Annotated in this window: 37 protein-coding genes; 2 read left to right on the plus strand and 35 right to left on the minus strand. The window is 34.5% G+C overall.

Features of this window, described 5'->3' with window-relative positions; all coding sequences use genetic code 11:
• Positions 1-51 precede the first annotated feature (51 nt).
• From NU08_RS14855 to rpsL, 35 genes are all read right to left on the minus strand, one after another.
• Positions 52-1329 carry a citrate synthase gene (locus tag NU08_RS14855; RefSeq protein WP_008464338.1) on the minus strand — a complete coding sequence of 426 codons (1278 nt, stop codon included), beginning with the start codon at positions 1327-1329 and terminating at the stop codon, positions 52-54.
• A gap of 153 nt (positions 1330-1482) precedes the next feature.
• On the minus strand, positions 1483-2775 hold the full coding sequence (eno, locus tag NU08_RS14860; protein ID WP_008464336.1) for a phosphopyruvate hydratase: 1293 nt from the start codon (positions 2773-2775) through the stop codon (positions 1483-1485).
• A gap of 111 nt (positions 2776-2886) precedes the next feature.
• Entirely contained in the window at positions 2887-3996 is a 1110-nt protein-coding gene (carA, locus tag NU08_RS14865) for a glutamine-hydrolyzing carbamoyl-phosphate synthase small subunit (protein ID WP_111364448.1), read from the minus strand.
• A 245-nt stretch (positions 3997-4241) separates the two neighbouring features.
• Positions 4242-4733 (minus strand): 50S ribosomal protein L17, encoded by a 492-nt coding sequence (rplQ, locus tag NU08_RS14870; RefSeq protein ID WP_008464331.1) that lies wholly within the window; start codon positions 4731-4733, stop codon positions 4242-4244.
• A 62-nt stretch (positions 4734-4795) separates the two neighbouring features.
• Complete coding sequence (locus NU08_RS14875) at positions 4796-5788, minus strand: DNA-directed RNA polymerase subunit alpha (protein ID WP_008464329.1); 993 nt, start codon at positions 5786-5788, stop codon at positions 4796-4798.
• Between the two features lie 21 nt (positions 5789-5809).
• Positions 5810-6415 carry a 30S ribosomal protein S4 gene (rpsD, locus tag NU08_RS14880; RefSeq protein WP_008464326.1) on the minus strand — a complete coding sequence of 202 codons (606 nt, stop codon included), beginning with the start codon at positions 6413-6415 and terminating at the stop codon, positions 5810-5812.
• 91 nt (positions 6416-6506) lie between these two features.
• Positions 6507-6890 (minus strand): 30S ribosomal protein S11, encoded by a 384-nt coding sequence (rpsK, locus tag NU08_RS14885; RefSeq protein ID WP_008464324.1) that lies wholly within the window; start codon positions 6888-6890, stop codon positions 6507-6509.
• A gap of 8 nt (positions 6891-6898) precedes the next feature.
• Positions 6899-7273 (minus strand): 30S ribosomal protein S13, encoded by a 375-nt coding sequence (gene rpsM, locus NU08_RS14890; protein ID WP_008464322.1) that lies wholly within the window; start codon positions 7271-7273, stop codon positions 6899-6901.
• 2 nt (positions 7274-7275) lie between these two features.
• A complete protein-coding gene (ykgO, locus tag NU08_RS14895; RefSeq protein ID WP_002987490.1) occupies positions 7276-7392 on the minus strand; it encodes a type B 50S ribosomal protein L36 in 117 nt (38 codons plus the stop codon).
• A gap of 12 nt (positions 7393-7404) precedes the next feature.
• Complete coding sequence (gene infA / locus NU08_RS14900) at positions 7405-7620, minus strand: translation initiation factor IF-1 (RefSeq protein WP_007136545.1); 216 nt, start codon at positions 7618-7620, stop codon at positions 7405-7407.
• Between the two features lie 8 nt (positions 7621-7628).
• Positions 7629-8975 carry a preprotein translocase subunit SecY gene (gene secY / locus NU08_RS14905; protein ID WP_008464318.1) on the minus strand — a complete coding sequence of 449 codons (1347 nt, stop codon included), beginning with the start codon at positions 8973-8975 and terminating at the stop codon, positions 7629-7631.
• A gap of 13 nt (positions 8976-8988) precedes the next feature.
• A complete protein-coding gene (gene rplO / locus NU08_RS14910; RefSeq protein WP_008464317.1) occupies positions 8989-9441 on the minus strand; it encodes a 50S ribosomal protein L15 in 453 nt (150 codons plus the stop codon).
• An 11-nt stretch (positions 9442-9452) separates the two neighbouring features.
• Positions 9453-9635, minus strand: a complete 183-nt coding sequence (rpmD, locus tag NU08_RS14915; protein ID WP_008464315.1) for a 50S ribosomal protein L30 — start codon at positions 9633-9635, stop codon at positions 9453-9455.
• Positions 9636-9646: 11 nt separating this feature from the next.
• Positions 9647-10171 (minus strand): 30S ribosomal protein S5, encoded by a 525-nt coding sequence (gene rpsE / locus NU08_RS14920; RefSeq protein ID WP_085949269.1) that lies wholly within the window; start codon positions 10169-10171, stop codon positions 9647-9649.
• Between the two features lie 3 nt (positions 10172-10174).
• Positions 10175-10525, minus strand: coding sequence for a 50S ribosomal protein L18 (gene rplR, locus NU08_RS14925; RefSeq protein ID WP_008464310.1), 351 nt, complete (start codon positions 10523-10525; stop codon positions 10175-10177).
• Positions 10526-10536: 11 nt separating this feature from the next.
• Positions 10537-11079: a 50S ribosomal protein L6 gene (gene rplF / locus NU08_RS14930; RefSeq protein WP_129747959.1), complete on the minus strand. Its 543-nt coding sequence runs from the start codon at positions 11077-11079 to the stop codon at positions 10537-10539.
• 19 nt (positions 11080-11098) lie between these two features.
• Entirely contained in the window at positions 11099-11497 is a 399-nt protein-coding gene (gene rpsH, locus NU08_RS14935; protein ID WP_008464306.1) for a 30S ribosomal protein S8, read from the minus strand.
• Positions 11498-11575: 78 nt separating this feature from the next.
• On the minus strand, positions 11576-11845 hold the full coding sequence (rpsN, locus tag NU08_RS14940) for a 30S ribosomal protein S14 (RefSeq protein WP_008464305.1): 270 nt from the start codon (positions 11843-11845) through the stop codon (positions 11576-11578).
• A 3-nt stretch (positions 11846-11848) separates the two neighbouring features.
• Complete coding sequence (rplE, locus tag NU08_RS14945; protein WP_008464302.1) at positions 11849-12400, minus strand: 50S ribosomal protein L5; 552 nt, start codon at positions 12398-12400, stop codon at positions 11849-11851.
• 2 nt (positions 12401-12402) lie between these two features.
• The gene (gene rplX / locus NU08_RS14950; RefSeq protein ID WP_008464300.1) at positions 12403-12717 is read right to left on the minus strand and encodes a 50S ribosomal protein L24; all 315 of its coding nucleotides are present in this window, start codon (positions 12715-12717) and stop codon (positions 12403-12405) included.
• Between the two features lie 11 nt (positions 12718-12728).
• Complete coding sequence (gene rplN / locus NU08_RS14955; protein WP_007803649.1) at positions 12729-13097, minus strand: 50S ribosomal protein L14; 369 nt, start codon at positions 13095-13097, stop codon at positions 12729-12731.
• A gap of 2 nt (positions 13098-13099) precedes the next feature.
• A complete protein-coding gene (gene rpsQ / locus NU08_RS14960) occupies positions 13100-13360 on the minus strand; it encodes a 30S ribosomal protein S17 (protein ID WP_008464298.1) in 261 nt (86 codons plus the stop codon).
• A gap of 17 nt (positions 13361-13377) precedes the next feature.
• A complete protein-coding gene (gene rpmC, locus NU08_RS14965; protein WP_008464297.1) occupies positions 13378-13569 on the minus strand; it encodes a 50S ribosomal protein L29 in 192 nt (63 codons plus the stop codon).
• 12 nt (positions 13570-13581) lie between these two features.
• Positions 13582-14007, minus strand: a complete 426-nt coding sequence (rplP, locus tag NU08_RS14970) for a 50S ribosomal protein L16 (RefSeq protein ID WP_008464295.1) — start codon at positions 14005-14007, stop codon at positions 13582-13584.
• A gap of 19 nt (positions 14008-14026) precedes the next feature.
• Positions 14027-14785: a 30S ribosomal protein S3 gene (gene rpsC, locus NU08_RS14975; RefSeq protein ID WP_008464292.1), complete on the minus strand. Its 759-nt coding sequence runs from the start codon at positions 14783-14785 to the stop codon at positions 14027-14029.
• Positions 14786-14790: 5 nt separating this feature from the next.
• Positions 14791-15204, minus strand: coding sequence for a 50S ribosomal protein L22 (gene rplV / locus NU08_RS14980; RefSeq protein ID WP_007803631.1), 414 nt, complete (start codon positions 15202-15204; stop codon positions 14791-14793).
• Positions 15205-15212: 8 nt separating this feature from the next.
• Positions 15213-15491: a 30S ribosomal protein S19 gene (rpsS, locus tag NU08_RS14985; protein WP_008464288.1), complete on the minus strand. Its 279-nt coding sequence runs from the start codon at positions 15489-15491 to the stop codon at positions 15213-15215.
• A gap of 6 nt (positions 15492-15497) precedes the next feature.
• Positions 15498-16322, minus strand: coding sequence for a 50S ribosomal protein L2 (rplB, locus tag NU08_RS14990; RefSeq protein WP_008464287.1), 825 nt, complete (start codon positions 16320-16322; stop codon positions 15498-15500).
• 9 nt (positions 16323-16331) lie between these two features.
• A complete protein-coding gene (gene rplW, locus NU08_RS14995) occupies positions 16332-16622 on the minus strand; it encodes a 50S ribosomal protein L23 (protein WP_008464286.1) in 291 nt (96 codons plus the stop codon).
• A 7-nt stretch (positions 16623-16629) separates the two neighbouring features.
• A complete protein-coding gene (gene rplD / locus NU08_RS15000) occupies positions 16630-17259 on the minus strand; it encodes a 50S ribosomal protein L4 (protein WP_129747960.1) in 630 nt (209 codons plus the stop codon).
• Positions 17259-17876, minus strand: a complete 618-nt coding sequence (rplC, locus tag NU08_RS15005) for a 50S ribosomal protein L3 (RefSeq protein ID WP_111379743.1) — start codon at positions 17874-17876, stop codon at positions 17259-17261. The genes rplD and rplC overlap by 1 nt, the downstream gene beginning before the upstream one ends.
• Positions 17877-18281: 405 nt before the next feature.
• Positions 18282-18587: a 30S ribosomal protein S10 gene (gene rpsJ, locus NU08_RS15010; protein ID WP_007803605.1), complete on the minus strand. Its 306-nt coding sequence runs from the start codon at positions 18585-18587 to the stop codon at positions 18282-18284.
• Positions 18588-18597: 10 nt separating this feature from the next.
• The gene (gene fusA / locus NU08_RS15015; RefSeq protein ID WP_008464283.1) at positions 18598-20754 is read right to left on the minus strand and encodes an elongation factor G; all 2157 of its coding nucleotides are present in this window, start codon (positions 20752-20754) and stop codon (positions 18598-18600) included.
• A gap of 11 nt (positions 20755-20765) precedes the next feature.
• Positions 20766-21242 (minus strand): 30S ribosomal protein S7, encoded by a 477-nt coding sequence (gene rpsG / locus NU08_RS15020; RefSeq protein WP_008464282.1) that lies wholly within the window; start codon positions 21240-21242, stop codon positions 20766-20768.
• Between the two features lie 24 nt (positions 21243-21266).
• Positions 21267-21650 (minus strand): 30S ribosomal protein S12, encoded by a 384-nt coding sequence (gene rpsL, locus NU08_RS15025; RefSeq protein WP_007136570.1) that lies wholly within the window; start codon positions 21648-21650, stop codon positions 21267-21269.
• Between the two features lie 248 nt (positions 21651-21898).
• Between rpsL and NU08_RS15030 the strand changes: the two genes are divergently transcribed.
• Positions 21899-23533, plus strand: a complete 1635-nt coding sequence (locus NU08_RS15030; protein WP_129747961.1) for a hypothetical protein — start codon at positions 21899-21901, stop codon at positions 23531-23533.
• Between the two features lie 87 nt (positions 23534-23620).
• A complete protein-coding gene (locus NU08_RS15035) occupies positions 23621-26899 on the plus strand; it encodes a SusC/RagA family TonB-linked outer membrane protein (RefSeq protein ID WP_129747962.1) in 3279 nt (1092 codons plus the stop codon).
• Positions 26900-26903: the final 4 nt, after the last annotated feature.

Below are 26903 nucleotides of genomic sequence, written 5' to 3' on the forward strand. Positions count from 1 at the left end.
ATTTTGAGCAAATATAAAAAAAGCTTCACAGTAAAGTGAAGCTTTCGTTTTTTATTTATTAGACTTAAATTCTCTTAAAGGATGTCCTGTATAAATTTGTCTTGGTCTTCCAATTGGCTCTTTATTTTCACGCATTTCTTTCCATTGCGCAATCCAACCTGGCAATCTTCCAATAGCAAACATTACAGTAAACATATCAGTTGGAATTCCTAAAGCTCTGTAGATAATTCCAGAATAGAAGTCAACATTTGGATATAAATTTCTTGATTTGAAGTACTCATCTTCAAGAGCAGCTTTTTCTAATTTTCTTGCAATATCTAAAATTGGATCTTCAACACCTAAAGTTTCTAATACTTCTGTTGCTGCTTTTTTGATGATTTTAGCTCTTGGGTCAAAGTTTTTGTAAACTCTATGTCCGAATCCCATTAAACGGAATGGATCATTTTTATCTTTCGCTTTCGCTAAAAACTTATCTGTATCTCCACCGTCTTTGTTAATTTCTTCAAGCATTTCAAGTACCGCTTGGTTTGCTCCACCGTGAAGTGGTCCCCAAAGTGCAGAAACTCCTGCCGAAACTGAAGCAAATAAACCAGCATGAGAAGAACCTACCATTCTAACTGTAGATGTAGAACAGTTTTGTTCGTGATCTGCGTGAAGAATGAATAATTTATCTAACGCATTTACGATTACTGGATTTGCTGCATAAGGTCCTGTAGGCAATTTAAACATTAATTGCATAAAGCTTTCTACATAACCTTTTGTATTATCATAGTAATTTAAAGGATAACCCATAGATTTTCTGTAAGTCCATGTAGCAATCACTAAAAATTTTGCCATTGTTTTACAAATAGCTTCGTACATTTCTTTTTCGTTATCAACGTTAACCGCTTTAGGATTAAAAGCTGTTAAAGCGCTTGTTAAAGCAGATAACACTCCCATTGGGTGAGCTGTTTTAGGGAAACCGTCAATGATATTTTTCATTTCTTCGTTTACCAAAGAATGCTTTTTAATACCATTTTCAAAGTCTTCTAATTGTGCAGCAGTAGGCAATTCACCAAAAATCAAAAGATATGAGACCTCTAAGAAACTAGCTTTTTCAGCAAGATCTTCGATCGAATATCCTCTGTAACGTAAAATTCCTTCTTCTCCATCTAGGAAGGTGATTTCACTTGTACAAGATCCTGAATTCTTATAACCTGGATCAAGTGTAATATAACCTGTTAAATCACGTAATTTGTTGATATCGATAGCTGATTCGTTTTCACTCCCTGTGATTACTGGAAGCTCAACCTTTTTACCATCTATTTCTAATGTAGCTATTTTTGACATAATATACTGGAAATAATTCTTTAAATAATAATTTATCAAATCTAATGAATTTAAGACTAATTAAAAAAAGAATACTGCTATGAATTTGTTAAAAGTCCAAAAAAAAACCATCCGCCGAGGCGGATGGTTTTTTCCAATATATAATTTGTAGAATTATTTGATTTTAAAAGCATTTAAACCAGGAAAATAAGCTGTACTTCCTAGTTCTTCTTCAATTCTTAATAATTGGTTGTACTTAGCCATACGATCTGAACGAGAAGCAGAACCTGTTTTAATTTGCCCACAGTTCAAAGCAACAGCTAAGTCTGCGATTGTATTATCTTCAGTTTCTCCAGAACGGTGAGACATTACAGATGTATACCCAGCATTTTTAGCCATGTTTACTGCAGCAATTGTTTCAGTTAAAGTACCAATTTGGTTTACTTTTACTAAGATTGAGTTAGCAATTCCTTTTTCAATACCAGTTGACAAACGAGCAACATTAGTAACAAATAAATCATCTCCAACTAATTGAACTTTATCTCCAATTTTTTCAGTTAAAGCTTTCCATCCATCCCAGTCATCTTCGTACATACCATCTTCGATAGAGATAATTGGATATTTAGCAGCAAGTTCAGCTAAGTATTCAGCTTGTTCTGCAGAAGTTCTAATTTTTCCAGTTTCTCCTTCAAATTTAGTATAATCGTATTTACCATTTACATAAAACTCAGAAGCAGCACAGTCAAGAGCAATCATAATTTCGTCACCGAAAGAATATCCTGCTTTTTCAACTGCAAGTTTGATAGTGTCTAAAGCATCTTCAGTACCACCAGCTAAGTTTGGAGCAAAACCTCCTTCATCACCTACTGCAGTACTTAAACCTCTATCGTGTAATACCTTTTTCAAGTTGTGGAAAATTTCAGTTCCCATTTGCATTGCATGTGTAAAAGAAGTAGCTTTTACTGGAAAAATCATAAACTCTTGGAATGCGATCGGCGCATCAGAGTGAGAACCTCCATTAATGATATTCATCATTGGAACAGGAAGTGTGTTAGCAGAAACACCGCCTACGTATCTGTATAATGGTAAACCAAGTTCGTTAGCAGCAGCTTTTGCAGCAGCTAAAGAAACTCCTAAAATAGCATTAGCTCCTAATTTAGATTTGTTTGGAGTACCATCTAAATCAATCATTAATTGGTCAATTGTGTTTTGTTCGAAAACAGAAGTTCCAACTAATTCTTCAGCAATAATAGTATTTACATTATTCACTGCATTCAAAACACCTTTACCTAGATAAGCTTTACCTCCATCACGTAATTCAACAGCTTCGTGCTCTCCAGTTGATGCTCCAGATGGAACAGCAGCTCTACCTAAAACTCCATTTTCAGTTACTACATCAACTTCAATAGTAGGATTACCTCTAGAATCAAGAATTTGTCTTGCGTGAACTTTAATTATAATACTCATTATTTTTGTTTTTTATTAATAAATTATATTTTTTTTTCGAAATTATAAAAATATTTAATACTATAAACGAGCTTTAGTCATTAAACCCGTTTATTTATTAACTACATCGTTTTAGGCTTTGCTACTTTTAATATTCTCTACAAATTGGTCAAACAAATATGACGAATCATGTGGGCCAGGGCTAGCCTCTGGGTGATATTGCACAGAAAAGCAATTTTTATTTTTCATTCGCATTCCAGCAACAGTTCCATCGTTTAAATGTACGTGGGTAATTTCTAATTCTGGATGATTTTCTAATTGCTCTTTTCTAACAGCGAACCCGTGATTTTGAGAAGTTATTTCACCTTTACCTGTAATGATGTTTTTAACTGGGTGATTAATTCCTCGGTGTCCGTTAAACATTTTATACGTTTCAACTCCATTTGCCAGACCAATTACTTGGTGTCCCAAACAGATTCCGAACAAAGGTTTATTATCTGCTAAAATTTCTTTTGCCACCTGAATTGCTCCAAATAAAGGATCTGGATCCCCAGGTCCATTTGACAAGAAATATCCATCTGGATTAAACTCCGACATATCTTTATAAGTTGAATCAAAAGGATACACCTTAATGTAACAATCTCTTTTTGCAAGATTTCTCAAGATATTCTTTTTGATACCTAGGTCTAAAGCCGAGATTTTGTAAGTAGCATTTTCGTCACCAAAGAAATATGGTTCTTTAGTAGAAACTTTTGATGCCAACTCTAAACCTTCCATATTTGGCACATTAGCCAATTCTTTCTTCAAGTCCTCTATAGAAGTTCCATCTGTACAAATAACAGCATTCATAGCACCGTTATCACGAATGTAACTTACAAGTGCACGAGTATCAACATCAGAAATACAGATTAAATTTTGTTTAGCAAAATAATCTTCTAAACTTCCAGAAGCATTTTCTCTAGAATAATTAAAACTGAAGTTTTTACAAACTAAACCGGCAATTTTAATACTATCAGATTCCACTTCAGAATCATTAACACCATAGTTTCCGATATGTGTATTTGTAGCAACCATTATTTGCCCAAAATAAGAAGGATCAGTAAAAATTTCCTGATACCCAGTCATTCCAGTATTAAAACAAACTTCACCAAAAGTTTTACCGCTAATTCCGATAGATTTTCCGTGAAAGATTGTTCCGTCACTAAGTAATAAAATGGCGCTTTGTCGTGTTGTGTATTTCATTATTTAATTTGTATTGTTTTTTTAATCAAGTTATAAAACCTAATCAAGGTTTTAAGTGTAATTAGAATTTTGCAAATTTACTTCTTTAAAATAGCCCTTCCAAGATTTTTTAAAACTTTCACTCATAAAAATAAAACCTATCTTTTTAAATAAGTTACATTTCTGCAGTTCCAAAAAAATCAAAAAAAAAGGATAAACTAAAAATTAGTTTATCCTTGATTTTTATAGAATGATTACTTTCATAATTATTCAGAAGCTTCAGTAGTCGTTTCTGATTCAGCAGCAGGGGCTTCAGGAGCAGCAGTTTCAGCTTTTTTAGCTTTACCACCACGACGGCTTTTCGCTTTTTTAACTTCTTTTTTACCTCCGTTGTAAAGTTCATTGAAGTCAACAAGTTCGATCATCGCCATATCAGCGTTATCTCCCAAACGATTTCCAACTTTAATGATACGTGTGTATCCACCTGGACGGTCACCTACTTTAGCAGCAACATCTCTGAACAAATCAGTTACAGCGTATTTGTTACGTAAGTAAGCAAAAACAATACGACGATTGTGAGTCGTATCCTCTTTTGATTTTGTAATTAAAGGCTCAACAAATTGTTTAAGCGCTTTAGCTTTAGCAACAGTAGTGTTAATACGTTTGTGCTCGATAAGAGAACAAGCCATATTAGCCAACATAGCTTTTCTATGTCCAGTCTGTCTGCTTAAGTGGTTGAATTTTTTTCCGTGTCTCATGACGTGTTTTTTTTATCTTCATCTTGCTACAATCCACCATGGAGAGCAAAATATGAAGTAAATTATTCTTTATCTAATTTGTATTTAGCTAAATCCATTCCGAAAGTTAAATTCTTCACTGCAACAAGTTCATCAAGCTCAGTTAAAGATTTTTTACCAAAATTACGGAATTTCATTAGGTCATTTTTATTGAACGATACTAAATCACCAAGTGTATCAACTTCAGCCGCTTTCAAGCAATTTAATGCTCTCACAGATAAATCCATATCAACAAGCTTAGTTTTAAGCAATTGTCTCATATGCAATGACTCTTCATCATACGATTCTGTTTGTGCAATTTCGTCAGCCTCAAGTGTAATTCTTTCGTCAGAGAATAACATGAAATGGTGAATTAAAACTTTAGCAGCTTCAGTAAGAGCATCTTTAGGATTGATAGATCCATCAGTTTTGATTTCAAAAACTAATTTTTCGTAATCCGTCTTTTGCTCAACACGGAAATTTTCGATTGCATATTTTACATTTTTTACCGGAGTAAAAATAGAATCTGTAAAAATCGTTCCAATTGCAGCATTCTGTTTTTTGTTCTCTTCAGCAGGCACGTATCCTCTACCTTTTTCGATTGTTAAATCGAAATTCAATTTGATTTTAGAATCCAAGTTACAGATAACAAGGTCTGGATTTAGAACTTGGAAACCTGAAATAAATTTCTGAAAATCACCTGCTGTTAATTGATCTTTACCTGAAACAGAAATAGTAACTGATTCATTATCGATATCTTCGATCTGACGCTTGAAACGTACTTGTTTTAGATTAAGGATAATTTCGGTAACATCTTCAACAACACCTGAAATAGTAGAAAACTCATGATCTACACCTTCGATACGAACAGATGTAATTGCATAACCTTCTAATGCTGAAAGCAAAACTCTTCTAAGTGCATTACCAACTGTCAATCCGTAACCAGGTTCTAAAGGTCTAAATTCAAATTTACCTTCAAAATCGGTTGAATCGATCATGATAACTTTATCGGGCTTTTGAAAATTAAATATTGCCATAAATTTCGACTAAGTCAATTATTATTTGTTGTACAACTCTACGATTAATTGTTCTTTAATGTTTTCTGGAATTTGAAGTCTCGCAGGCACAGAAACGAAAGTTCCTTCTTTAAGATCATTGTTCCAAGTAATCCATTCATAAACATGACTTGAATTTGATAAAGAACGTTCGATAGCTTCTAAAGATTTAGATTTTTCACGAACTGCAACTTTATCACCAGGCTTAAGGTGGTAAGAAGGAATATTAACAACCTCTCCATTTACAGTAATGTGTCTGTGAGAAACGATTTGACGCGCACCTCTTCTAGATGGAGCAATTCCCATTCTAAAAACAACATTATCTAATCTTGCTTCGCATAATTGTAATAAAACTTCACCAGTTACTCCTTTAGTCGCTGATGCTTTTTCGAATAAATTTCTGAATTGTTTTTCTAAAATCCCATAAGAATATTTAGCTTTTTGCTTTTCCATTAACTGAACAGCGTACTCAGATTTTTTTCCTCTCTTTTTAGCCATCCCGTGTTGTCCAGGTGGGTAATTTCTTTTTTCGAAAGATTTATCATCTCCGAAGATTGCTTCGCCAAATTTACGAGCGATTTTGGTTTTAGGACCAGTATATCTTGCCATTTTAAAAAAATTTTAAGGTAGAAATTATGAATTCAGGTCTAATCCTTCGATAATTTATGTTCTACCTTGATTATACTATAAAAATAAAAAATTAAACTCTACGTCTTTTTGGAGGACGACATCCGTTGTGTGGCATTGGAGTAACATCAATAATTTCAGTAACTTCAATTCCACCGTTATGAATAGAACGGATAGCAGACTCACGTCCGTTACCTGGTCCTTTTACATAAACTTTCACTTTTTTAAGTCCTGCCTCAAGTGCTACTTTAGTGCAATCTTCTGCTGCCATTTGAGCTGCATAAGGAGTGTTCTTTTTAGAACCTCTGAAACCCATTTTACCAGCTGAAGACCAAGAGATAACTTCACCTTTCTTATTAGTCAAAGAAATAATAATGTTATTAAAAGTGGCAGAAATATGAGCCTCACCCGTTGATTCAACGATAACTTTACGTTTTTTTGCAGTTGCTTTAGCCATATTACTTATTATTTAGTTGCTTTTTTCTTGTTAGCAACAGTTTTTCTTTTACCTTTTCTTGTTCTTGAGTTGTTTTTAGTTCTTTGTCCTCTTAATGGAAGACCAGATCTGTGACGAATTCCTCTGTAACATCCAATATCCATTAAACGTTTAATGTTTAAAGAAATTTCAGAACGTAATTCTCCTTCAATTTTGTAAAATGAAACAGCTTCACGAATTGCTCCAATTTCATCATCATTCCAATCTTGAACTTTTTTATCTTGGCTAACTTGAGCTTTTTCTAAAATCTCAATAGCTCTACTTTTTCCTAATCCGAAGATATAGGTAAGTGCAATAACACCTCTTTTGTTTTTTGGGATATCTACCCCTGCTATTCTTGCCATAATTATCCTTGTCTTTGTTTAAATCTAGGATTCTTTTTGTTTATTACGTACAGTCTCCCTTTTCTACGCACGATAATGCACTCGGCACTTCTCTTTTTTACTGATGCTCTAACTTTCATAGTGAATATCCTTTAATATCGATAAGTAATTCTTGCTTTTGACAAATCGTAAGGACTCATTTCTAGTTTCACTTTATCACCAGGTAATAATTTGATGTAATGCATTCGCATTTTACCAGAAATATGAGCAATTACAATATGTCCATTTTCTAACTCTACACGGAACATAGCATTTGACAATGCTTCTATAATTGATCCGTCTTGTTCTATTGCTGATTGTTTTGCCATAAATAATATTAAGCTACTGCTTTTCTATTTTTACCAGTCTTCATTAAACCATCATAATGTTTGTTTAACAAGTATGAATTGATCTGTTGAATAGTATCTATTGCAACACCAACCATAATTATTAATGAGGTACCTCCAAAAAACATTGCCCAAGATTGTTGTACATCCATAATACTTACAACAATAGCTGGGAACACAGCAATCAAAGCAAGGAATAAAGATCCTGGGAAAGTTATTAAAGACATCACTTTATCAAGGAAATCAGAAGTTTCTGCTCCTGGACGAACGCCTGGAATAAAACCACCGCTTCTTTTTAAATCATCAGCCATTTTGTTAGTAGGAACGGTGATTGCAGTATAAAAGAATGTAAATACAATAATTAAAGTTGCAAAAACAAAATTATACCAGAAACCAAACATATTACTAAATGCACCAACAATAGATTGTGATGTATCTGATTTAGACAATCCAGCCACAGCTGCAGGGATAAACATAATTGCCTGAGCAAAAATGATTGGCATAACTCCAGAAGCATTAAGCTTTAGAGGAATCCATTGTCTATTACCTCCTGCCAAATCTTGTTCGTAATCTCCAGTTGTAGTACGACGAGCATACTGTACTGGGATTTTACGTACTGCCATTGTAAGCAATACACAAGAAATGATAACTAACAGCCACACAATAATTTCAATAACTAATAACATTGGACCTCCATTGTTATTGGTAACACGAGTTGTAAACTCTTGGATAAAAGCTTGCGGTAAACGAGCTAAAATACCAACCATAATTAACAATGAAATACCATTTCCAATACCTTTATCTGTAATTTTCTCACCAAGCCACATAGCAAAAATTGTACCAGTAACTAAAATGATAACAGACGAGAACAAAAATTCAGGTGAATTAAAGCCTAGCAAAAATGCATTACTAGGCAATGTTCTGTATAAATTATAGATATAAGTTGGACCTTGAACCAATGTGATAGCGATTGTCAACCAACGAGTGATTTGATTAATCTTTTTTCTACCACTTTCCCCATCATTTTGAAGTTTTTGTAAATATGGAATCGCAATTCCCATCAACTGAACAACAATAGACGCAGAAATATAAGGCATGATACCTAAGGCAAAAACTGAAGCCTTAGAGAAAGCACCCCCGGTGAACATGTCTAGAATAGATCCTAGACCATTTTTAGTTTGTCCCGCTAAACCAGTCAATTGCGTTGCGTCAATTCCAGGAAGCGTAACGTGTGCTCCAAAACGATATACTAAAAGCAATCCTAAAGTAATTAAGATTCTATTCTTTAGTTCTTCGATTTTCCAAACATTACTTATTGATTCAATAAATTTCTTCATCTTAATAGATAAGTTATATAGTTACAGCTTCTCCACCAGCAGCCTCAATAGCAGCTTTTGCAGTAGCAGTAAATTTGTGGGCAGTTACTTTTAATTTTGCTTTCAATTCTCCTCTACCTAAAATCTTAACGATTTCATTTTTAGAAGCTAGACGATTTGCTACGAAATCTGCCATTGATACAGAATCAGTAATTACACCGTTATCAACTAATAATTGAAGAGTATCTAAATTAACACCTTCGTATTCTTTACGATTGATGTTTTTGAAACCAAACTTAGGTACACGTCTTTGAAGTGGCATTTGACCTCCTTCAAAACCAATCTTTTTAGAATAACCAGAACGAGATTTTGCTCCTTTGTGTCCACGTGCAGCAGTACCACCTTTTCCAGAACCTTCTCCTCTACCTAATCTTTTATTTTGATTGTGTGTAGATCCCTCAGCAGGTTGTAAGTTACTTAAATTCATAACAGTATTTGTTATTTAGCTTCTTCAACAGAAACTAAGTGTTTAACTTTGTTTATCATCCCAAGGATAGCAGGATTTGACTCATGCTCCACAACTTGTCCAATTTTACGTAGACCTAAAGCTTCCAACCCTCTCTTTTGAGAAAGAGGACAGTTGATTTTGCTTCTTACTTGTTTTACTAATAATTTAGCCATAATTTCCTGAATTAACCTTTAAAAACTTTCTCTAAAGAAACACCTCTCTGTTTTGCAACAGTATGAGCACTTCTCATTTGTAATAAAGCATCAAAAGTTGCTTTAACTACGTTATGTGGATTTGATGATCCTTGAGATTTAGACAATACATCGTGAATACCTACTGACTCAAGAACTGAACGAACAGCTCCACCAGCGATAACTCCTGTACCATGAGATGCAGGAATTAAGAATACACGTGCACCACCAAATTTACCCTTTTGTTCGTGAGGAACAGATTGACCATTCAAAGGAATTCTCACTAAGTTTTTCTTAGCATCTTCTACTGCTTTCGCAATTGCTTCAGAAACGTCTTTAGATTTTCCTAATCCGTGACCAACTACTCCATTTTCATCACCTACAACTACAATAGCAGAAAAACCAAAAGCTCTACCTCCTTTTGTAACTTTAGTAACACGATTCACACTAACTAGACGATCTTTTAATTCAAGACCACTAGGTTTTACCAATTCTACATTTTTGTATTTAGACATAATATATTAGAATTTAAGTCCAGCGGCTCTTGCGCCTTCTGCTAATGATTTAATACGACCGTGATATAAATATCCACCTCTGTCAAAAGTGATGGTATCAATCCCAGCTTTTAACGCTTTCTCTGCAACTAGTTTTCCAACAGCAGCAGCTACTTCAACGTTAGTACCTTTTCCTATTTCTTTTTCTCTAGAAGATGCAGCTAAGATAGTAACTCCATTTACATCATCAATGATTTGAGCGTAAATTTCTTTATTACTTCTAAAAACAGAAAGTCTAGGTCTTGCAGCAGTACCACTAACCGATTTTCTAATTCTGAATTTAATTCTCTGTCTTCTTTCAGATTTTGTTAATGACATAATCTTATATTTTAAGCTGATTTACCTGCTTTTCTTCTTAATACTTCACCCACAAATTTAACACCTTTTCCTTTGTATGGCTCAGGCTTACGGAAACTTCTGATTTTCGCAGCAACTTGACCTAAAAGTTGTTTATCAAATGATGTTAATTTTACGATAGGGTTCTTACCTTTTTCAGATATTGTTTCTAAAGACACTTCTGGAGCAATTTCTAAAACAATATTGTGAGAATATCCAAGAGCTAAATCTAATTTTTGACCTTGGTTTGAAGCTCTATAACCAACTCCAACTAATTCAAGTTCTTTTGTAAAACCTTCAGATACACCTAAAATCATGTTGTTGATTAAAGCTCTGTATAATCCGTGTTTTGCTCTTTGGTCTTTATAATCAGACGATCTTTCAACTGAAATCTGATCGCCTTCAACTTTTACAGTTACGTCCGAGAACTCCTGAGTTAGTTGACCTTTCTTTCCTTTTACTGTAACAACACCTTCGTTAACTTCAACAGTTACACCAGCAGGGATTACAATTGGACTTTTACCTATTCTTGACATCTTATTTAGTCTTTAAAAATTAGTATACGTAACAAATTACTTCACCACCTACATTTAATTGCTTCGCTTGTTTTCCAGTCATCAAACCTTTTGATGTAGAAACGATAGCAATTCCTAATCCATTAAGGATTCTTGGTAATTTGGCAGCACCTGCATATTTACGTAAACCAGGTTTACTAATTCTTTGGATATCTTTAATTACAGGCTCTTTAGTATCTTTATCATACTTTAAAGCAATTTTGATAGAACCCTGAACTGTGTTCTGCTCAAATTTGTAACTTAAGATGTAACCTTGATCAAATAAGATCTTAGTTATCTCTTTTTTAAGATTAGAAGCTGGAATTTCAACAACTTTGTGGTTTGCAGCCACAGCGTTACGAACTCTAGTCAAATAATCTGCAATAGGATCTGTATACATATGTATTTGATTGCGATTATGGTTTTCAGGAAGCACCCCGCTTCCTGAACCTTTAATCAATTTATAAACTTTTTTAAATTACCAGCTTGCTTTTTTCACACCTGGAATTAATCCATTGTTAGCCATTTCACGGAAAGTTACACGTGAAATACCGAATTGACGGATATAACCTCTTGGTCTTCCAGTCAATTTACAACGGTTATGCAAACGAACAGGTGAAGCGTTTTTTGGCAATCTTTGTAAACCTTCATAGTCTCCAGCTTCTAATAAAGCTTTTCTCTTTTCAGCATACTTAGCTACCGTTTTCTCTCTTTTCACCTCGCGGGCTTTCATTGATTCTTTAGCCATGTCTTAATTCTTTTTAAAAGGTAATCCTAATTCAGCCAATAATGACTTCGCTTCCTTGTCTGTTTTTGCAGTAGTAACAAATGTAATATCCATTCCTGAAATTTTGTTTACTTTGTCAATATCAATTTCTGGGAAAATGATTTGCTCTAAAACTCCAAGATTGTAGTTACCTCTTCCGTCAAAACCAGTAGCTTTAATACCATTGAAATCTCTAACACGTGGCAAAGCAGAAGTAATCAGTCTATCTAAAAACTCATACATTCTTTCTCCACGTAAAGTTACTTTTGCTCCAATAGGCATCCCTTTTCTTAATTTGAAAGACGCAACGTCTTTCTTAGAAATTGTAGATACTGCTTTTTGTCCAGTGATCTTTGTTAACTCATCAACTGCATAGTCAATAAGTTTTTTATCAGATACAGCTGCACCAACTCCACGGCTCAAAACGATTTTTTCAAGTTTAGGAACTTGCATTACGTTTGTATATCCGAACTCTTCTTTAAGAGCAGAGATTACTCTACTCTTATATTCTTCTTTTAGTCTAGGTGTATATGCCATTACTATAGTACTTGATTAGATTTTTTTGAAAATCTTACTTTCTTATCTCCTTCTACTCTGATACCTACTCTAGTTGTCTCCTTAGTTTTAGGATCAATTAAAGCAATGTTAGAAATTTGAATAGAAGCTTCTTTCTTAACGATACCACCTTGAGGGTTTTTAGCACTTGGTTTAGTGTGTTTTGAAACCAAGTTAACACCTTCAACTATCGCTTTGTTTTTTTCACGGTAAACACGTAAAACTTTACCTTCAGCACCTTTATGGTCTCCAGCAATAACTCTTACGATATCTCCTGATTTTATTTTTAGCTTTATCATCTTAAAACGAATTAAAGCACTTCTGGTGCTAATGATACAATTTTCATGAATTGTTTTTCACGAAGTTCTCTTGCTACCGGACCAAAAACACGAGTTCCTCTCATTTCCCCTGCAGCATTCAAAAGAACACATGCATTGTCATCGAAACGGATATAAGAACCATCAGCTCTTCTCACTTCTTTTTTAGTACGCACAACAACTGCAGTTGAAACAGCTCCTTTTTTCACGTTTCCGTTTGGAGTTGCATCTTTGATAGAAACTACAATTTTGTCACCAACAGAGGCATATCTTCTTTTAGTACCTCCTAAAACACGAATAGTTAAAACTTCTTTAGCTCCCGTGTTATCTGCTACTTTTAGTCTTGATTCTTGTTGTACCATAATTATTTAGCTCTTTCTAAGATTTCAACTAATCTCCAACATTTTGTTTTACTTAAAGGACGCGTTTCGCTAATTCTTACAGTATCACCAATGTTACAGTCGTTTTTTTCGTCGTGTGCAACGTATTTTTTAGTTTTCAACACGAACTTACCGTATAATGGGTGTTTTACTTTTCTTACTTCAGAAATAACGATAGATTTATCCATCTTATTTGAAGTAACAACACCTATTCTTTCTTTTCTTAAATTTCTTTTTTCTTCCATCTTTCAGCAGAATACAATTATTGTAACTCTCTTTTAGTTAACTCTGTAGCTAGTCTTGCAACTGTTCTTCTAACGCTTCTGATTTGAAGTGGGTTAGCAATTGGAGAAATAGCGTGAGCCATTTTTAGGTCAGCATATACTTTCTTAGTTTGACTAAGCTTTTCTTGCAACTCCGCTGCAGAAAGATCTTTTATTTCTGATTGTTTCATAATAAATATAAATTATGCTTCGAAATCTCTAGCAACGACGAACTTAGTTTTTACTGGAAGTTTTTGAGCTGCAAGACGTAAAGCCTCTTTTGCAACTGACAATGGAACCCCTCCAACTTCAAACATAATTCTTCCTGGTTTAACAACAGCAGCCCAATACTCAACTGCTCCTTTACCTTTACCCATACGTACTTCAAGAGGTTTCTTAGTGATAGGTTTGTCTGGGAAAATTTTAATCCATAATTGTCCTTCTCTCTTCATGTAACGAGTTGCAGCGATACGTGCAGCTTCGATTTGACGAGATGTTAAGAACATTCCATCTTCATGTACAGATTTAATACCAAACATTCCATTTGAAAGTTCATGCCCTCTTTGAGAGTTACCCTTCATTCTACCTTTTTGTACCTTACGGTATTTTGTTCTTTTAGGCTGTAACATTTTTCTTTAGTTTAAAAATTTACTTTCTTTTACGAGCGTCTGGTTTTCCACCTTTGTTAAAGTTAGATTTGCCTCTAGGAGCATCTCCACCTTTTCCACCACCTGTACCAGATTGTTTTTTGTCCATTCCAGCAAGTGGAGAAAGTTCTCTCTTACCGTAAACTTCACCTTTCATGATCCATACTTTGATACCCATTCTACCGTAAGTAGTATGAGCTTCAGCCAAAGCATAATCAATGTCAGCTCTGAAAGTTGATAGAGGAATTCTACCTTCTTTAAAACCTTCTGAACGCGCCATCTCAGCACCATTTAAACGACCAGAAATCAAAACTTTTATACCTTCAGCATTCATACGCATAGAAGCAGCAATAGCCATTTTGATTGCACGTCTGTAAGAAATACGGCTTTCGATTTGACGAGCGATGCTTGTAGCCACAAGATAAGCATCTAGCTCAGGTCTTTTAATTTCAAAGATGTTGATTTGAACCTCTTTGTCAGTAACTTTCTTAAGTTCTTCTTTTAACTTGTCTACCTCTTGCCCACCTTTTCCGATAATAATACCAGGTCTAGCAGTAGTGATAGTAACGGTTACAAGTTTCAAAGTTCTCTCGATGATTACTTTAGATACACTAGCTTTTGATAAACGAGCGTGGATATACTTTCTGATTTTGTGATCTTCAGCTAATTTATCGCCGTAATCATTTCCACCATACCAGTTTGAGTCCCATCCTCTGATGATACCAAGTCTATTTCCAATTGGATTTGTCTTTTGTCCCATGCTGCTTAAGAATTGCTTTGTGTGTTATTGATAGCTCCAAGCACGATTGTTACGTGATTAGAACGTTTTCTTATTCTGTGTGCACGACCTTGTGGAGCTGGACGAAGTCTTTTTAACATCATTCCACCATCTACTCTGATCTCTTTAACAAATAATCCAGCTTCTTCTAAATTACCTTCACTATTTTTTTGCTCCCAGTTATTGATTGCAGATAATAATAGTTTTTCTAATTTTCTTGAAGCTTCTTTAGAACTGAATCTTAAAATGTTAAGTGCTCTTTCTACCTTCTGACCTCTTACCAAGTCCGCTACTAAGCGCATTTTTCTAGGTGAAGTAGGGCAGTTATTCAATTTTGCGAAAGCGATAGACTTATTAGCCTCTTTTCTCGCATCTGCTGTTTCTCTTTTACGAACTCCCATTGCTTCTTTTATTTTTTACCTTTATTTTTTGCTCCAGCATGACCTCTAAAAGATCTAGTTGGTGAAAACTCTCCTAATTTGTGACCTACCATGTTTTCTGTTACGTAAACTGGTACAAATTGACGACCGTTATGAACTGCGATAGTTTGTCCAACGAAATCTGGTGTAATCATTGAAGCTCTAGACCAAGTCTTAACAACTGCATTTTTACCACTTTCTACGTTTTCTTGAACTTTCTTGTCTAATTTATAATGAACGAAAGGTCCTTTTTTTAATGAACGTGCCATATCTTATTATTTCTTTCTACGTTCTACGATATACTTGTTACTCGGGTTTTTCTTAGAACGAGTTCTGTAACCTTTAGCTGGCAATCCGTTTCTTGAACGTGGGTGCCCTCCAGAAGAACGTCCTTCACCACCTCCCATAGGGTGATCAACAGGGTTCATCGCTACTGGTCTAGTTCTAGGTCTTCTTCCTAACCATCTTGTTCTACCCGCTTTACCAGATACAACTAATTGGTGGTCAGAGTTAGAAACAGCTCCAATTGTAGCTGAACAAGTCAACAAGATTAATCTTGTCTCACCTGATGGCATTTTAATTGTTGCGTATTTCCCGTCTCTTGCCATTAACTGAGCAAAAGTTCCAGCTGAACGAGCGATAACAGCTCCTTGTCCTGGACGTAACTCAATACAAGATATAACAGTTCCAAGAGGAATTCTGCTTAAAGGCAAAGTATTACCGATCTCTGGTTGAGACTCTGGTCCAGAAACTAATTTCTGACCCACTTTCAATCCGTTTTGAGCGATAATATAAGTTTTCTCTCCATCAGCATAAGCTAATAAAGCAATAAATGCAGTACGATTTGGATCGTATTCGATTGATTTCACTGTAGCTGGAATTCCATCTTTAGTTCTTTTGAAATCGATGATACGATATCTCTGCTTGTGACCACCACCCGTATAACGCATGGTCATCTTTCCTTGACTATTTCTACCTCCTGAGTTTTTTATCGGTGCTATCAAAGAGCGTTCCGGCTTATCAGTTGTAATAGCGTCATAACCATTCACAACTCTAAATCGCTGACCCGGGGTAATAGGTTTTAATTTTCTTACTGACATTTTTCTATCTTAGATATTGTTGTAAAAATCAATTGTTTCTCCTTCTTGTACTTGAACAATTGCTTTTTTGTATGCATTTGTCTTTCCACTGATTAAACCACTTTTAGTGTATTTAGTAGATCTATCTGGTCTCACATTCATTGTGTTAACAGAAACGATAGTCACTCCATAAGCAGCCTCTACAGCTTTCTTAATCTCAACTTTGTTTGCTTTTTTGTTAACAACGAATCCGAAGCGGTTTAGAACTTCACTTTCTTTGGTTACTTTTTCCGTTACTATAGGTCTAATTATGATGCTCATATTCCTATTATTTACTTAAATTTTCTTCAATTAACTCTAAAGAACCTTCCAAAAGCACTAAATTGTTAGCGTTTAATATTGCGTAAGTGCTTAATTCTGAGCTAGTTACGACATTTGAAGCCTTTAAATTACGTGACGACAAATATACGTTTTTATTTGACTCACCCAACACAAATAAAGATTTTTTATTCTCTAACCCTAAAGCTTTCAAAACGTTAATGAAATTTTTAGTGTTTGGCGCTTCAAAATTAAAGTCTTCTACAACTACGATATTTGACTCTTTTGCTTTGATTGAGAAAGCAGATTTTCTAGCCAATCTTTTTAAACCTTTATTCAATTTGAATGAATAACTTCTTGGTCTTGGTCCGAAAACTGTTCCACCACCTTTAAACAATGGACTCTTAACACTTCCTGCACGAGCAGTACCAGTTCCTTTTTGTTTTTTAATCTTACGTGTACTTCCAGCAACTTCAGCTCTTTCTTTAGCTTTATGAGTACCTTGTCTTTGATTAGCAAGATATTGCTTAACATCAAGATATACAGCGTGATTGTTTGGTTCAATTGCGAATACTGAATCAGAAAGTTGAACTTTTCTTCCAGTATCTTTTCCGTTGAAATCTAATACTTTTACTTCCATTACTTCTGAATGATTACATAAGAGTTTTTGTGTCCAGGAACACATCCTTTAACAACAAGTAGATTCTTATCAGCAACTACTTTTAAAACTCTAAGGTTTTGAACTTTTACATTTTCTCCTCCCATTCTTCCAGCCATACGCATTCCTTTGAATACTCTAGATGGATAAGAAGAAGCTCCTACAGAACCTGGCGCTCTTAAACGGTTGTGCTGACCATGAGTAGCCTGCCCAACACCACCAAAACCGTGACGTTTAACAACACCTTGGAAACCTTTACCTTTAGACACACCTTGTACATCTACAAATTCTCCTTCTTCAAAAATAGTAACATCAATAAGATCTCCTAATTTTTGTTCAGTTGCAAAATCTTGGAATTCAACGACTTTTTTCTTAGCAACAGTTCCAGCTTTTTTAAAGTGCCCTAAAGCAGCTTTAGTAGAATGTTTCTCGTTTTTGTCATCGAAACCAAGTTGTAACGCTTCATACCCGTCAACCTCGTTGGTTCTGACTTGGGTAACAACGCATGGTCCAGCTTCGATTACTGTACAAGGAATATTTTTCCCGTTTTCGTCGAAGATACTAGTCATGCCGATTTTCTTACCAATTAACCCAGACATAAATATTAATTATTAATTACTAAAATTCCCTTCAATTTGAAAATAACAGAAATTTCCAAACAGGGAGTGCAAAAGTAGATATTAAAATTGAATAAACCAAACAGTTACAAAAATTAAATCGCTCATTATCAAAATCCAAGCACTAAAACAACAAGAAAACAAACTTCATCAACACCAAAATTCAAGCACTTCTTTTTATAGCAATAACATTTTCCATTTAAAAATCAAGCAATAAAATCACAACTAAAAAAACTCGCACTACCCTAAAACAAAGGGATTTAGAATATTTAGAACATTAAAAAAATATTTAATTTTATTCTTTTTCAAATTAAAAACAACTTTTAAAAACAAAAAAAAAGCGAGACAAAAAATGTCTCGCTTTTTATATAAAAAAATATAAAAAAATTATACTTTAATCTCAACTTCAACTCCACTTGGCAATTCAAGTTTCATTAAAGCATCAATAGTTTTAGATGAAGATGAATAAATATCAATCAATCTCTTGTATGACATTACTTCAAATTGCTCTCTCGCTTTTTTGTTAACGTGCGGAGAACGCAATACAGTGAAAAGTTTTTTGTGAGTTGGCAACGGAATTGGACCTGTTACAACTGCCCCAGTAGTTTTTACTGTTTTCACGATCTTTTCAGCAGATTTATCCACTAACATATGATCGTAAGATTTTAGTTTTATTCTGATTTTTTGACTCATTTTCTTAAAATTAAGCGTTACCTTTTGCTTTTTTGATTACCTCTTCTGAAATATTAGAAGGTGTTTCTGCATAATGAGAAAACTCCATTGTAGATGTCGCTCTACCAGATGATAATGTTCTTAATGTAGTAACATAACCAAACATCTCAGCTAACGGCACATCTGCCTTAATAGTTTTCGCTCCGTTTCTATCACCCATATCATTAACTTGACCTCTACGACGGTTCAAGTCACCTACGATATCACCCATGTTTTCTTCTGGAGTGATAACTTCGATTTTCATGATAGGCTCTAAGATAACAGCTCCAGCAGCTTTACCAGACTCTTTATAACCCATTCTTGCAGCTAATTCAAAAGAAAGAGCATCAGAATCCACAGGGTGGAAAGATCCATCTAATAAAGTCACTTTTAAACTATCAACAGCATATCCAGCCAAAGGTCCAGTTTTCATAGCTTCACGGAAACCTTTTTCAACTGCAGGAATATACTCTTTAGGAACGTTACCTCCTTTTACTTCATTCACAAACTGTAATCCAACAGGTACTTTTCCATCAACTTCATCAGCAGGCTCGATTCTAAATACGATATCACCGAATTTACCACGACCTCCAGATTGTTTTTTATAAGTTTCTCTGTGTTGAGCAGATCTTGTAAACGCCTCTTTGTACTCTACTTGTGGCTCACCTTGATTAACCTCTACTTTAAACTCACGTTTCATACGGTCAACTAAGATATCTAAGTGAAGCTCACCCATACCTGAAATAATAGTTTGACCAGAAGCCTCGTCAGTTCTAACCGTAAACGTTGGATCTTCTTCTGCCAATTTAGCTAAAGCCATACCCATTTTATCAACGTCAGCTTTAGTTTTTGGTTCGATAGCGATACCAATTACAGGATCTGGGAATTTCATAGATTCCAAGATAATTGGATGCTTTTCATCAGATAAAGTATCTCCAGTTTTAATATCTTTAAATCCTACAGCAGCTCCAATATCTCCAGCCTCAATAAATTCGATTGGATTTTGTTTGTTAGCATGCATTTGGTAAATACGAGAAATCCTTTCTTTATTACCAGAACGAGTATTTAAAACATAAGAACCTGCATCTAAACGTCCAGAATACGCACGGAAGAAAGCTAAACGACCTACGAATGGATCAGTAGCAATTTTAAATGCTAAAGCAGCAAACGGCTCTTTTACATCTGGCTTACGCAAGATTTTAGTTTGATCTTCTTCCAATAAATCAGCATCATCAGGATGAATTCCCTCAATACCTTCTTTATCTAAAGGAGATGGTAAATATTTACAAACTGCATCTAACATGAATTGAACCCCTTTGTTTTTGAAAGAAGAACCAGCAAGCATAGGAATGATCGCCATATCAATAGTAGCCGCTCTTAATGCATTGTTGATTTCCTCCTCTGTAATAGAGTTTTCATCCTCCATGTACTTATCTAAAAGATTTTCATCATAAGTAGCAATCTCTTCGATAAGGATAGAACGATAGTGCTTTACATCATCAACCATATCAGCAGGAATGTCAACAATATCAAAAGTAGCTCCTTGAGTTTCATCATGCCATACGATAGCTTGATTTTTAACCAAGTCAACAATACCTTTAAAATCAGCTTCATCTCCAATAGGCAAAGTAATTGCAACCGCATTCGATTTCAACATGTCCTTAACCTGTCCGCATACATTTAAAAAGTTCGCACCTTGACGGTCCATTTTGTTCACGAATCCCATACGAGGAACTCTATACTGATCAGCAAGTCTCCAGTTAGTTTCTGATTGAGGTTCAACACCATCAACAGCACTAAATAAGAACACTAAACCGTCTAATACACGTAAAGAACGGTTAACCTCTACAGTAAAGTCAACGTGTCCAGGAGTATCAATAATATTAAAGTGGTACGCTTTTGATTCTGGCAAAACTTTACCTTGCTCAGTTGGAAAGTTCCAAGTACAAGTTGTAGCAGCAGAAGTAATTGTAATACCTCTTTCTTGCTCTTGCGCCATCCAGTCCATTGTTGCAGCACCATCGTGAACCTCACCAATTTTGTGTGATTTTCCAGTATAAAAAAGAATACGCTCAGTTGTTGTAGTTTTACCAGCATCAATGTGAGCAGCGATCCCGATATTTCTTGTATATTTTAAATCTCTAGCCATTTCTTTACGAATTAAAATCTAAAGTGAGAGAATGCTTTATTAGCTTCTGCCATTTTGTGAGTATCCATTCTTTTCTTAACCGCAGCACCTTCTTCTTTAGCAGCAGCTAAACACTCAGCAGCTAAACGTTGTGCCATAGATTTTTCATTTCTTCTTCTTGAATAAAGTATCAACCACTTCATTGCCATAGAAATTTTTCTATCTGGACGAATCTGCATTGGAATTTGGAATGTAGCTCCACCAACTCTACGGCTACGTACTTCTACGTGAGGCATAACGTTAGTTAAAGCATCTTTCCAGATCTCTAATGAAGTTTTCTCATCATTTTGCTTTTTAGTTTCAATGATATCAATAGCATCATAAAATACTTTAAAAGCTGTAGATTTCTTACCATCCCACATTAAGTTATTCACAAAACGTGTTACTAATTGGTCATTAAACCTTGGATCCGGTAAAAGTGGTCTTTTCTTTGCCGCTCTTTTTCTCATGTCTTTTTCTTAAAAGTTTTTAAATTACTTTTTTGCTTCTTTTGGGCGTTTAGCACCGTACTTAGATCTTCTTTGCGTTCTTCCTGCAACACCTGACGTATCAAGCGCTCCACGAACGATGTGATATCTAACACCTGGTAAATCTTTTACCCTTCCACCTCGCACTAATACTATCGAGTGCTCTTGTAGATTATGTCCTTCTCCTGGGATGTAAGCATTCACCTCATTACCATTTGTCAAACGCACACGCGCAACTTTACGCATTGCAGAGTTTGGTTTTTTTGGTGTAGTAGTGTAAACACGCGTACAAACCCCTCTTCTTTGAGGACAAGAATCTAAAGCAACCGATTTACTCTTCTTAGTGATCTGAGTTCTTCCTGTTCTTACTAATTGTTGAATTGTTGGCATAATTAATACTAAAAATTATTATGTTTATTAAATTCCCGCTTTTTACGGGGTTGCAAATGTATAAAATAATTTTCACTATACAAACGTTAAATCATTAATTTTCAACAACATTATTTATATCTATGATTTAACAAAGAAACATTAGATATTTGCTTTACATTTAACTAACAAAACAATTGCATTTGAAACAATTACAACACATACTTATTTTACTCCTATGCACAAATTGTTTCGCACAGTCATTTTATTTGAATATAAATGGAATTAACAAAAAACAAAGCCAAACAATCGACTCTCTTCCATATGCAAAAAAACACGTAAACATAAAATCATTAAACAACGAACTTTTTTCAGTAACAAACAAACTCTCAAAACAAGGCTATATAGATTCTAAAATATTAGAAACCAAAAAGATAAACGACAGCACTTATACAGCATTTATAGACTTAAATACCAAAATCAAAGAAGTACATATATATATAGGTACAAATAGTTTTTTTAATGAATATAAGAAAAACACAAAAGACAGCATAATTATCCCTTTTACGGAGCTTGAAAACTTCCTTAATCAAGAAATTTCAAACAATGAAAAAGCAGGTTTTGCATTTTCCAAAATCAATCTTGCAAATATTAAAAAAAAGAATTCCATAATTTATGCTGACTTAAATCTTAATACCGAAAAAAAAAGAACACTAAATTCCATTATTGTAAATTACACAGATCTCTCTTTAAAAGAGTACTTCCCAAAAGGAGCATTAAAACAATTAAATAAAAAATACACCAACAGAATATTCAACCAAGAAACTGTAAAAAGACTTTATGAAGATATAAACAGTTTTGAATTTGTTTCTCAAACCAAATACCCCGAAATTTTATTCACCCAAGACTCCACAAAAGTCTATACTTACATTGAAAGAAGAAAAGCAAGTAATTTTGATGGATATATTGGATTCTCAAACGACGAGAACAAAAAATTAATTCTAAATGGCTATCTGGACATTTCGCTCACGAACATACTTCGCGCTGCCGAAAAATTTTCACTTTACTGGAAGAGCGACGGCAATCAACAAAAAACCTTTAATACTAAACTCGAAATCCCCTATTTATTTCAATCTCCTATCGGAATAAAAGCACAATTAAATATTTTCAAGCAAGACAGCACATTTCAGAACACTAAAACAGATATCAATCTGGGATACTATCTAAACTACAACTCTAAAATCTACCTAGGATATCAATCTACAGAATCGAGCGATATCCAAAATATCAATAATTCTCTTATCAGCGATTTTAACAATTCTTACTTTACATCTATATACGAATACAAAAAAATAGACTCTAACAATATCCTAATGCCAGGAAAAGCATTTTTAAGTTCAATTCTTGGTTTTGGAAAAAGAGAAACAAATAGCAATCCTGAAACAGCAGGAACAAGCAATCAGTTTTACGCCAATCTAAATCTATCTTATAATTTCGAATTAAATAAAAGAAACTTTATATACATCAATCCACAAATCTTATACTTAGAAAGCAACAATTATATTGCAAATGAACTTTTTAGATTTGGAGGACTAAATTCGATTCGGGGCTTTTCAGAAAATAGTCTGCAAGGAAATTTTACTAGTTTACTCATTACAGAATACAGATATTTACTTAGCTCAAATTTATACATGCACACCATTCTTGATTACGGAATCTATCAAGACCAAACCTCAATAAAAAACAGCAAAAAATTCAACAGTTTATTTAGTGCTGGTATAGGTTTAGGACTACTAACTAAAAATGGTTTATTAAAGACCATTATAGCCAATGGTAGCACAAATCAAACCGAAATAAAATTTTATAACAGCATAATAACAATCTGTTATAATGTTAAATTTTAAGTTTTTACAAAAAATCATTAACAAAATATTAGGATTTTTAACAAGTATTTACGAATATTACATGACTAATCCAAAATATTTGACAATATGAAATCAAAACCAAACAGATTCTTAGTGCTTTTACTAGCACTAATGGCGCAGTTAACCTTTGCGCAAGAAAGAACTGTTTCAGGTATTGTTACCGATGATGCAAATATGCCTTTACCAGGCGTAAGCGTATTAATAAAAGGAGCAAAAACTGGAACACAAACCGATTTTGATGGAAAATATTCCATCAAAGCATCGCCAAATCAAATTTTAGTTTTTAGCTATATTGGAATGAAATCACAAGAATTCCCAGCTAGCGCAACAAAAATTAATGCTAAACTATCAAGTGACGCACAACAACTAGAGGGAGTTGTAGTTACAGCTTTAGGATTATCAAGAGAAAAAAAATCTCTTGGTTACGCAACTCAAGAAGTTAAAGGAGAAAACCTTGCCGCAGTTAAAAGCGACAACTTTGTAAATGCAATATCAGGAAAAGTATCTGGAGTACAAGTAAAAAGAACCACAAACTTTGGAGGCTCTACAAATATTGTAATTAGAGGAAATTCTTCTCTAACAGGAAACAATCAAGCTTTATTCGTTATTGATGGAGTTCCTGTAAGCAATAACAATTCAAACACAAGAGATCAGGAACAATCAGGAGCAGGTTATGATTACGGAAGTGCCGCATCAGATATTAACCCCGAAGACATCGAATCTATCAATGTACTTAAAGGTTCTGCCGCAAGTGCCCTTTATGGATCAAGAGCCGCTAATGGAGTTGTTGTCATAACAACAAAAAAAGGAAACAAAAAAGCAAAAGGCTTCTCCGTTACTGTTAATTCGGGTGTAACAATTGGTTCTATCGACAAAAGCACTTTCATAAAATATCAAAAACAGTATGGAGGCGGGTATGGACCTTATTATGGTCCAGACGAAGATTCGTATTTAGATCATATTGATATAAATGGAGACGGAATTTTAGATAATGTAACTCCATTAACTGAAGACGCTTCATATGGACAAGCTTTTGACCCAAACTTAATGGTTTATCAATGGGATGCATTTTACCCTGAATCACCAAATTACATGAAAGCTACACCTTGGGTAGCTGCAAAAAATGGTCCAATTACTTTCTTTGAAAAACCAGTAGCTCTTACCAATTCATTCTCAATAGACAAAGGCTTAGAAAATGGCTACCTAAGATTAGGAGCCAATAATCTTGACCAAACTGGTTTAATGCCAAACAGTAGTTTAAAGAGAAACACTTTCACATTGAACGCATCTACCCTGATCAACGACAAACTAACCGTAGCGGGATATGGAAATTTTACAAAAACGAGTACAATTGGTAGAAACAGCACAGGATACAATGACAACATCGCTGGAAATTTCAGACAATGGTGGCAAACTAACGTTGACATACAAGGCCTAAAACAAGCTTATCAACTTACTGGACGAAATGTAACATGGAACCCTAACTCATACACTAATCCGACTCCAATATTTTGGGATAACCCTTATTTTCAACGCTATGAAAATTACGAATCAGATAGCAGAAGCAGATTCATTGGAAACGTTTCATTAAACTACAAAATTGCAAGTTGGTTAGATGCATTTGGCCGTATTTCTGTTGACACATATGACGAACTACAAGAAGAAAGAAGAGCCATCGGAAGTGTACCTGTCGATTTTGGTATTGGAACTGGAGGAGGTGATGGTTCTACCAACAGAAATCCAGCACCTGCAGGGTACTCTAGAAAAAATATAGGCTTTAGCGAATATAACTATGATTTGATGTTAAATTACAACACAGACATCACCCAAAAATTAAACCTAAAAGGTGTTGTTGGTGTAAACATCAGGAGAAGTTATTACAATTCTATATTTGCAGCAACAAATGGAGGCCTTGCTATACCAAAATTATATTCATTACAAAATTCATTCAGTCCAATGCTATCTCCTATTGAACGAGATGAAGCAGTTGGTGTTGACGGTATATACGGAAGCGCTTCTTTTGGCTATGAAGACTATTTATACCTGGAAGGCACAATAAGAAGAGACCACTCATCTACACTCCCAAAAGCAAACAGTTCTTATTACTACCCATCAGTTTCATCAAGTTTTGTGTTTTCTAAATTCATAGAAGCAGACTGGTTGTCTTTCGGAAAAGTAAGACTTAATTATGCCGAAGTTGGAAACAGCCCAGGATTTGACAGAATTTTAGACACTTACGCTGTTAACACTCCTTTTGGCGCAGCATCAGCATCAGTAAAAGACACCAAGAACAATCCTAATCTAAAACCAGAACGAACAAAAAGTTATGAGGCAGGTTTAGAGCTTTCTTTCTTCAAAAAAAGATTAGGCTTTGATTTCTCATATTACAAATCTAATTCGATTGACCAGATAATCCCATTAAGGCTTACTGCTTCTACTGGATATTTATACGAATTGATTAATGCTGGAGAAATTGAAAACAAAGGAATTGAAATAAGTTTAAATGGTACTCCGATAAAAACAGATAGTTTTTCGTGGGAAGTAAATTTAAACTTTGCCAGAAATCGCAACAAAGTATTAGACCTATTAGATGGTATCGATAATCTACAATTAGGATCTTTTCAAGGAGGTGTAACAATAAATGCCGCCATCGGACAGCCATATGGTGTAATATATGGTACAAAATACACTTACTTAAACGGACAGCGAGTTGTTGACCCAAGTAATGGTCAATATATAAAAACTTCAACATCAGATAATGCAATTGGGAATGCAAATCCAGATTACACAGGAGGTTTAAACAACAAATTCACTTATAAAAACTTCTCTTTTGAATTCTTAATAGATATGCAAAAAGGCGGACAGATATTCTCACTAGACCGTTATTATGGTTTAGCAACAGGTCTGCCAGATGACACAGCTTATTTAAATGAATTAGGAAACCCTATCAGAAACCCTTTGACTTCTGGATCTGATAGTGGAGGATTTATAAATCCAGGAGTAAACCCTGATGGCTCAGTAAATACTACCAGAATTGAAGCAAGCCGTTTTGGAGCTCAAGGGTACAGAAGAGGTTTGCCAGATGAAGCATTTGTATATGATGCGAGCTATATCAAACTAAGACAAACAGCAATTACATATTCTTTACCAGAAAAGGTATTAAAAAACACATTCATGAACGGAATGACTTTTAGCGTTGTTGGAACAAATCTTTGGATTATACACAAAAACTTACCAGATGCAGATCCTGAATCAGGATTAGGAGCTGGTAACTTACAAGGCTACTCAACAGGATCTTTACCATCTACAAGAGACATTAGCTTCAACATTAAAATCCAATTTTAAAATC

It is taken from the genome of Flavobacterium anhuiense (assembly GCF_004151235.1).
GTDB lineage: Bacteria > Bacteroidota > Bacteroidia > Flavobacteriales > Flavobacteriaceae > Flavobacterium > Flavobacterium anhuiense_A.

What these genes read in the sequence shown, in the direction of transcription:
- rplF (WP_129747959.1), bottom strand. Translation starts at nt 11,079, where the DNA reads ATGTCAAGAATAGGTAAAAGTCCAATTGTAATCCCTGCTGGTGTAACT.
- rpsS (WP_008464288.1), bottom strand. Translation starts at nt 15,491, where the DNA reads ATGGCACGTTCATTAAAAAAAGGACCTTTCGTTCATTATAAATTAGAC.
- eno (WP_008464336.1), bottom strand. Translation starts at nt 2,775, where the DNA reads ATGAGTATTATAATTAAAGTTCACGCAAGACAAATTCTTGATTCTAGA.
- rplE (WP_008464302.1), bottom strand. Translation starts at nt 12,400, where the DNA reads ATGGCATATACACCTAGACTAAAAGAAGAATATAAGAGTAGAGTAATC.
- rpsL (WP_007136570.1), bottom strand. Translation starts at nt 21,650, where the DNA reads ATGCCAACAATTCAACAATTAGTAAGAACAGGAAGAACTCAGATCACT.
- NU08_RS14875 (WP_008464329.1), bottom strand. Translation starts at nt 5,788, where the DNA reads ATGGCAATATTTAATTTTCAAAAGCCCGATAAAGTTATCATGATCGAT.
- rplW (WP_008464286.1), bottom strand. Translation starts at nt 16,622, where the DNA reads ATGAGCATCATAATTAGACCTATAGTAACGGAAAAAGTAACCAAAGAA.
- rplR (WP_008464310.1), bottom strand. Translation starts at nt 10,525, where the DNA reads ATGTCATTAACAAAATCTGAAAGAAGACAGAGAATTAAATTCAGAATT.
- rpsJ (WP_007803605.1), bottom strand. Translation starts at nt 18,587, where the DNA reads ATGAGTCAAAAAATCAGAATAAAACTAAAATCTTACGATCATATGTTA.
- rpmD (WP_008464315.1), bottom strand. Translation starts at nt 9,635, where the DNA reads ATGGCTAAATTATTAGTAAAACAAGTAAGAAGCAAAATCAACTGTCCT.
- rpsQ (WP_008464298.1), bottom strand. Translation starts at nt 13,360, where the DNA reads ATGGAAGAAAAAAGAAATTTAAGAAAAGAAAGAATAGGTGTTGTTACT.
- rplB (WP_008464287.1), bottom strand. Translation starts at nt 16,322, where the DNA reads ATGTCAGTAAGAAAATTAAAACCTATTACCCCGGGTCAGCGATTTAGA.
- rpsK (WP_008464324.1), bottom strand. Translation starts at nt 6,890, where the DNA reads ATGGCTAAAGCAACTGCAAAAAAACGTAAAGTTATCGTTGAATCAACG.
- rplC (WP_111379743.1), bottom strand. Translation starts at nt 17,876, where the DNA reads ATGTCTGGGTTAATTGGTAAGAAAATCGGCATGACTAGTATCTTCGAC.
- rpsC (WP_008464292.1), bottom strand. Translation starts at nt 14,785, where the DNA reads ATGGGACAAAAGACAAATCCAATTGGAAATAGACTTGGTATCATCAGA.
- rplP (WP_008464295.1), bottom strand. Translation starts at nt 14,007, where the DNA reads ATGTTACAGCCTAAAAGAACAAAATACCGTAAGGTACAAAAAGGTAGA.
- rplV (WP_007803631.1), bottom strand. Translation starts at nt 15,204, where the DNA reads ATGGGAGTTCGTAAAAGAGAAACAGCAGATGCGAGAAAAGAGGCTAAT.
- rpmC (WP_008464297.1), bottom strand. Translation starts at nt 13,569, where the DNA reads ATGAAACAATCAGAAATAAAAGATCTTTCTGCAGCGGAGTTGCAAGAA.
- NU08_RS15035 (WP_129747962.1), top strand. Translation starts at nt 23,621, where the DNA reads ATGAAATCAAAACCAAACAGATTCTTAGTGCTTTTACTAGCACTAATG.
- rpsN (WP_008464305.1), bottom strand. Translation starts at nt 11,845, where the DNA reads ATGGCTAAAGAATCAATGAAAGCCCGCGAGGTGAAAAGAGAGAAAACG.
- ykgO (WP_002987490.1), bottom strand. Translation starts at nt 7,392, where the DNA reads ATGAAAGTTAGAGCATCAGTAAAAAAGAGAAGTGCCGAGTGCATTATC.
- NU08_RS14855 (WP_008464338.1), bottom strand. Translation starts at nt 1,329, where the DNA reads ATGTCAAAAATAGCTACATTAGAAATAGATGGTAAAAAGGTTGAGCTT.
- infA (WP_007136545.1), bottom strand. Translation starts at nt 7,620, where the DNA reads ATGGCAAAACAATCAGCAATAGAACAAGACGGATCAATTATAGAAGCA.
- rpsG (WP_008464282.1), bottom strand. Translation starts at nt 21,242, where the DNA reads ATGAGAAAAAGAGCGGCAAAGAAAAGACCACTTTTACCGGATCCAAGG.
- fusA (WP_008464283.1), bottom strand. Translation starts at nt 20,754, where the DNA reads ATGGCTAGAGATTTAAAATATACAAGAAATATCGGGATCGCTGCTCAC.
- rplX (WP_008464300.1), bottom strand. Translation starts at nt 12,717, where the DNA reads ATGATAAAGCTAAAAATAAAATCAGGAGATATCGTAAGAGTTATTGCT.
- rplD (WP_129747960.1), bottom strand. Translation starts at nt 17,259, where the DNA reads ATGGAAGTAAAAGTATTAGATTTCAACGGAAAAGATACTGGAAGAAAA.
- rplN (WP_007803649.1), bottom strand. Translation starts at nt 13,097, where the DNA reads ATGGTACAACAAGAATCAAGACTAAAAGTAGCAGATAACACGGGAGCT.
- rpsH (WP_008464306.1), bottom strand. Translation starts at nt 11,497, where the DNA reads ATGTATACAGATCCTATTGCAGATTATTTGACTAGAGTTCGTAACGCT.
- secY (WP_008464318.1), bottom strand. Translation starts at nt 8,975, where the DNA reads ATGAAGAAATTTATTGAATCAATAAGTAATGTTTGGAAAATCGAAGAA.
- rpsD (WP_008464326.1), bottom strand. Translation starts at nt 6,415, where the DNA reads ATGGCAAGATATACTGGTCCTAAAACCAAAATCGCTCGTAAATTTGGC.
- rpsM (WP_008464322.1), bottom strand. Translation starts at nt 7,273, where the DNA reads ATGGCAAGAATAGCAGGGGTAGATATCCCAAAAAACAAAAGAGGTGTT.
- rplO (WP_008464317.1), bottom strand. Translation starts at nt 9,441, where the DNA reads ATGAATTTAAGTAACTTACAACCTGCTGAGGGATCTACACACAATCAA.
- carA (WP_111364448.1), bottom strand. Translation starts at nt 3,996, where the DNA reads ATGAAATACACAACACGACAAAGCGCCATTTTATTACTTAGTGACGGA.
- rplQ (WP_008464331.1), bottom strand. Translation starts at nt 4,733, where the DNA reads ATGAGACACGGAAAAAAATTCAACCACTTAAGCAGACAGACTGGACAT.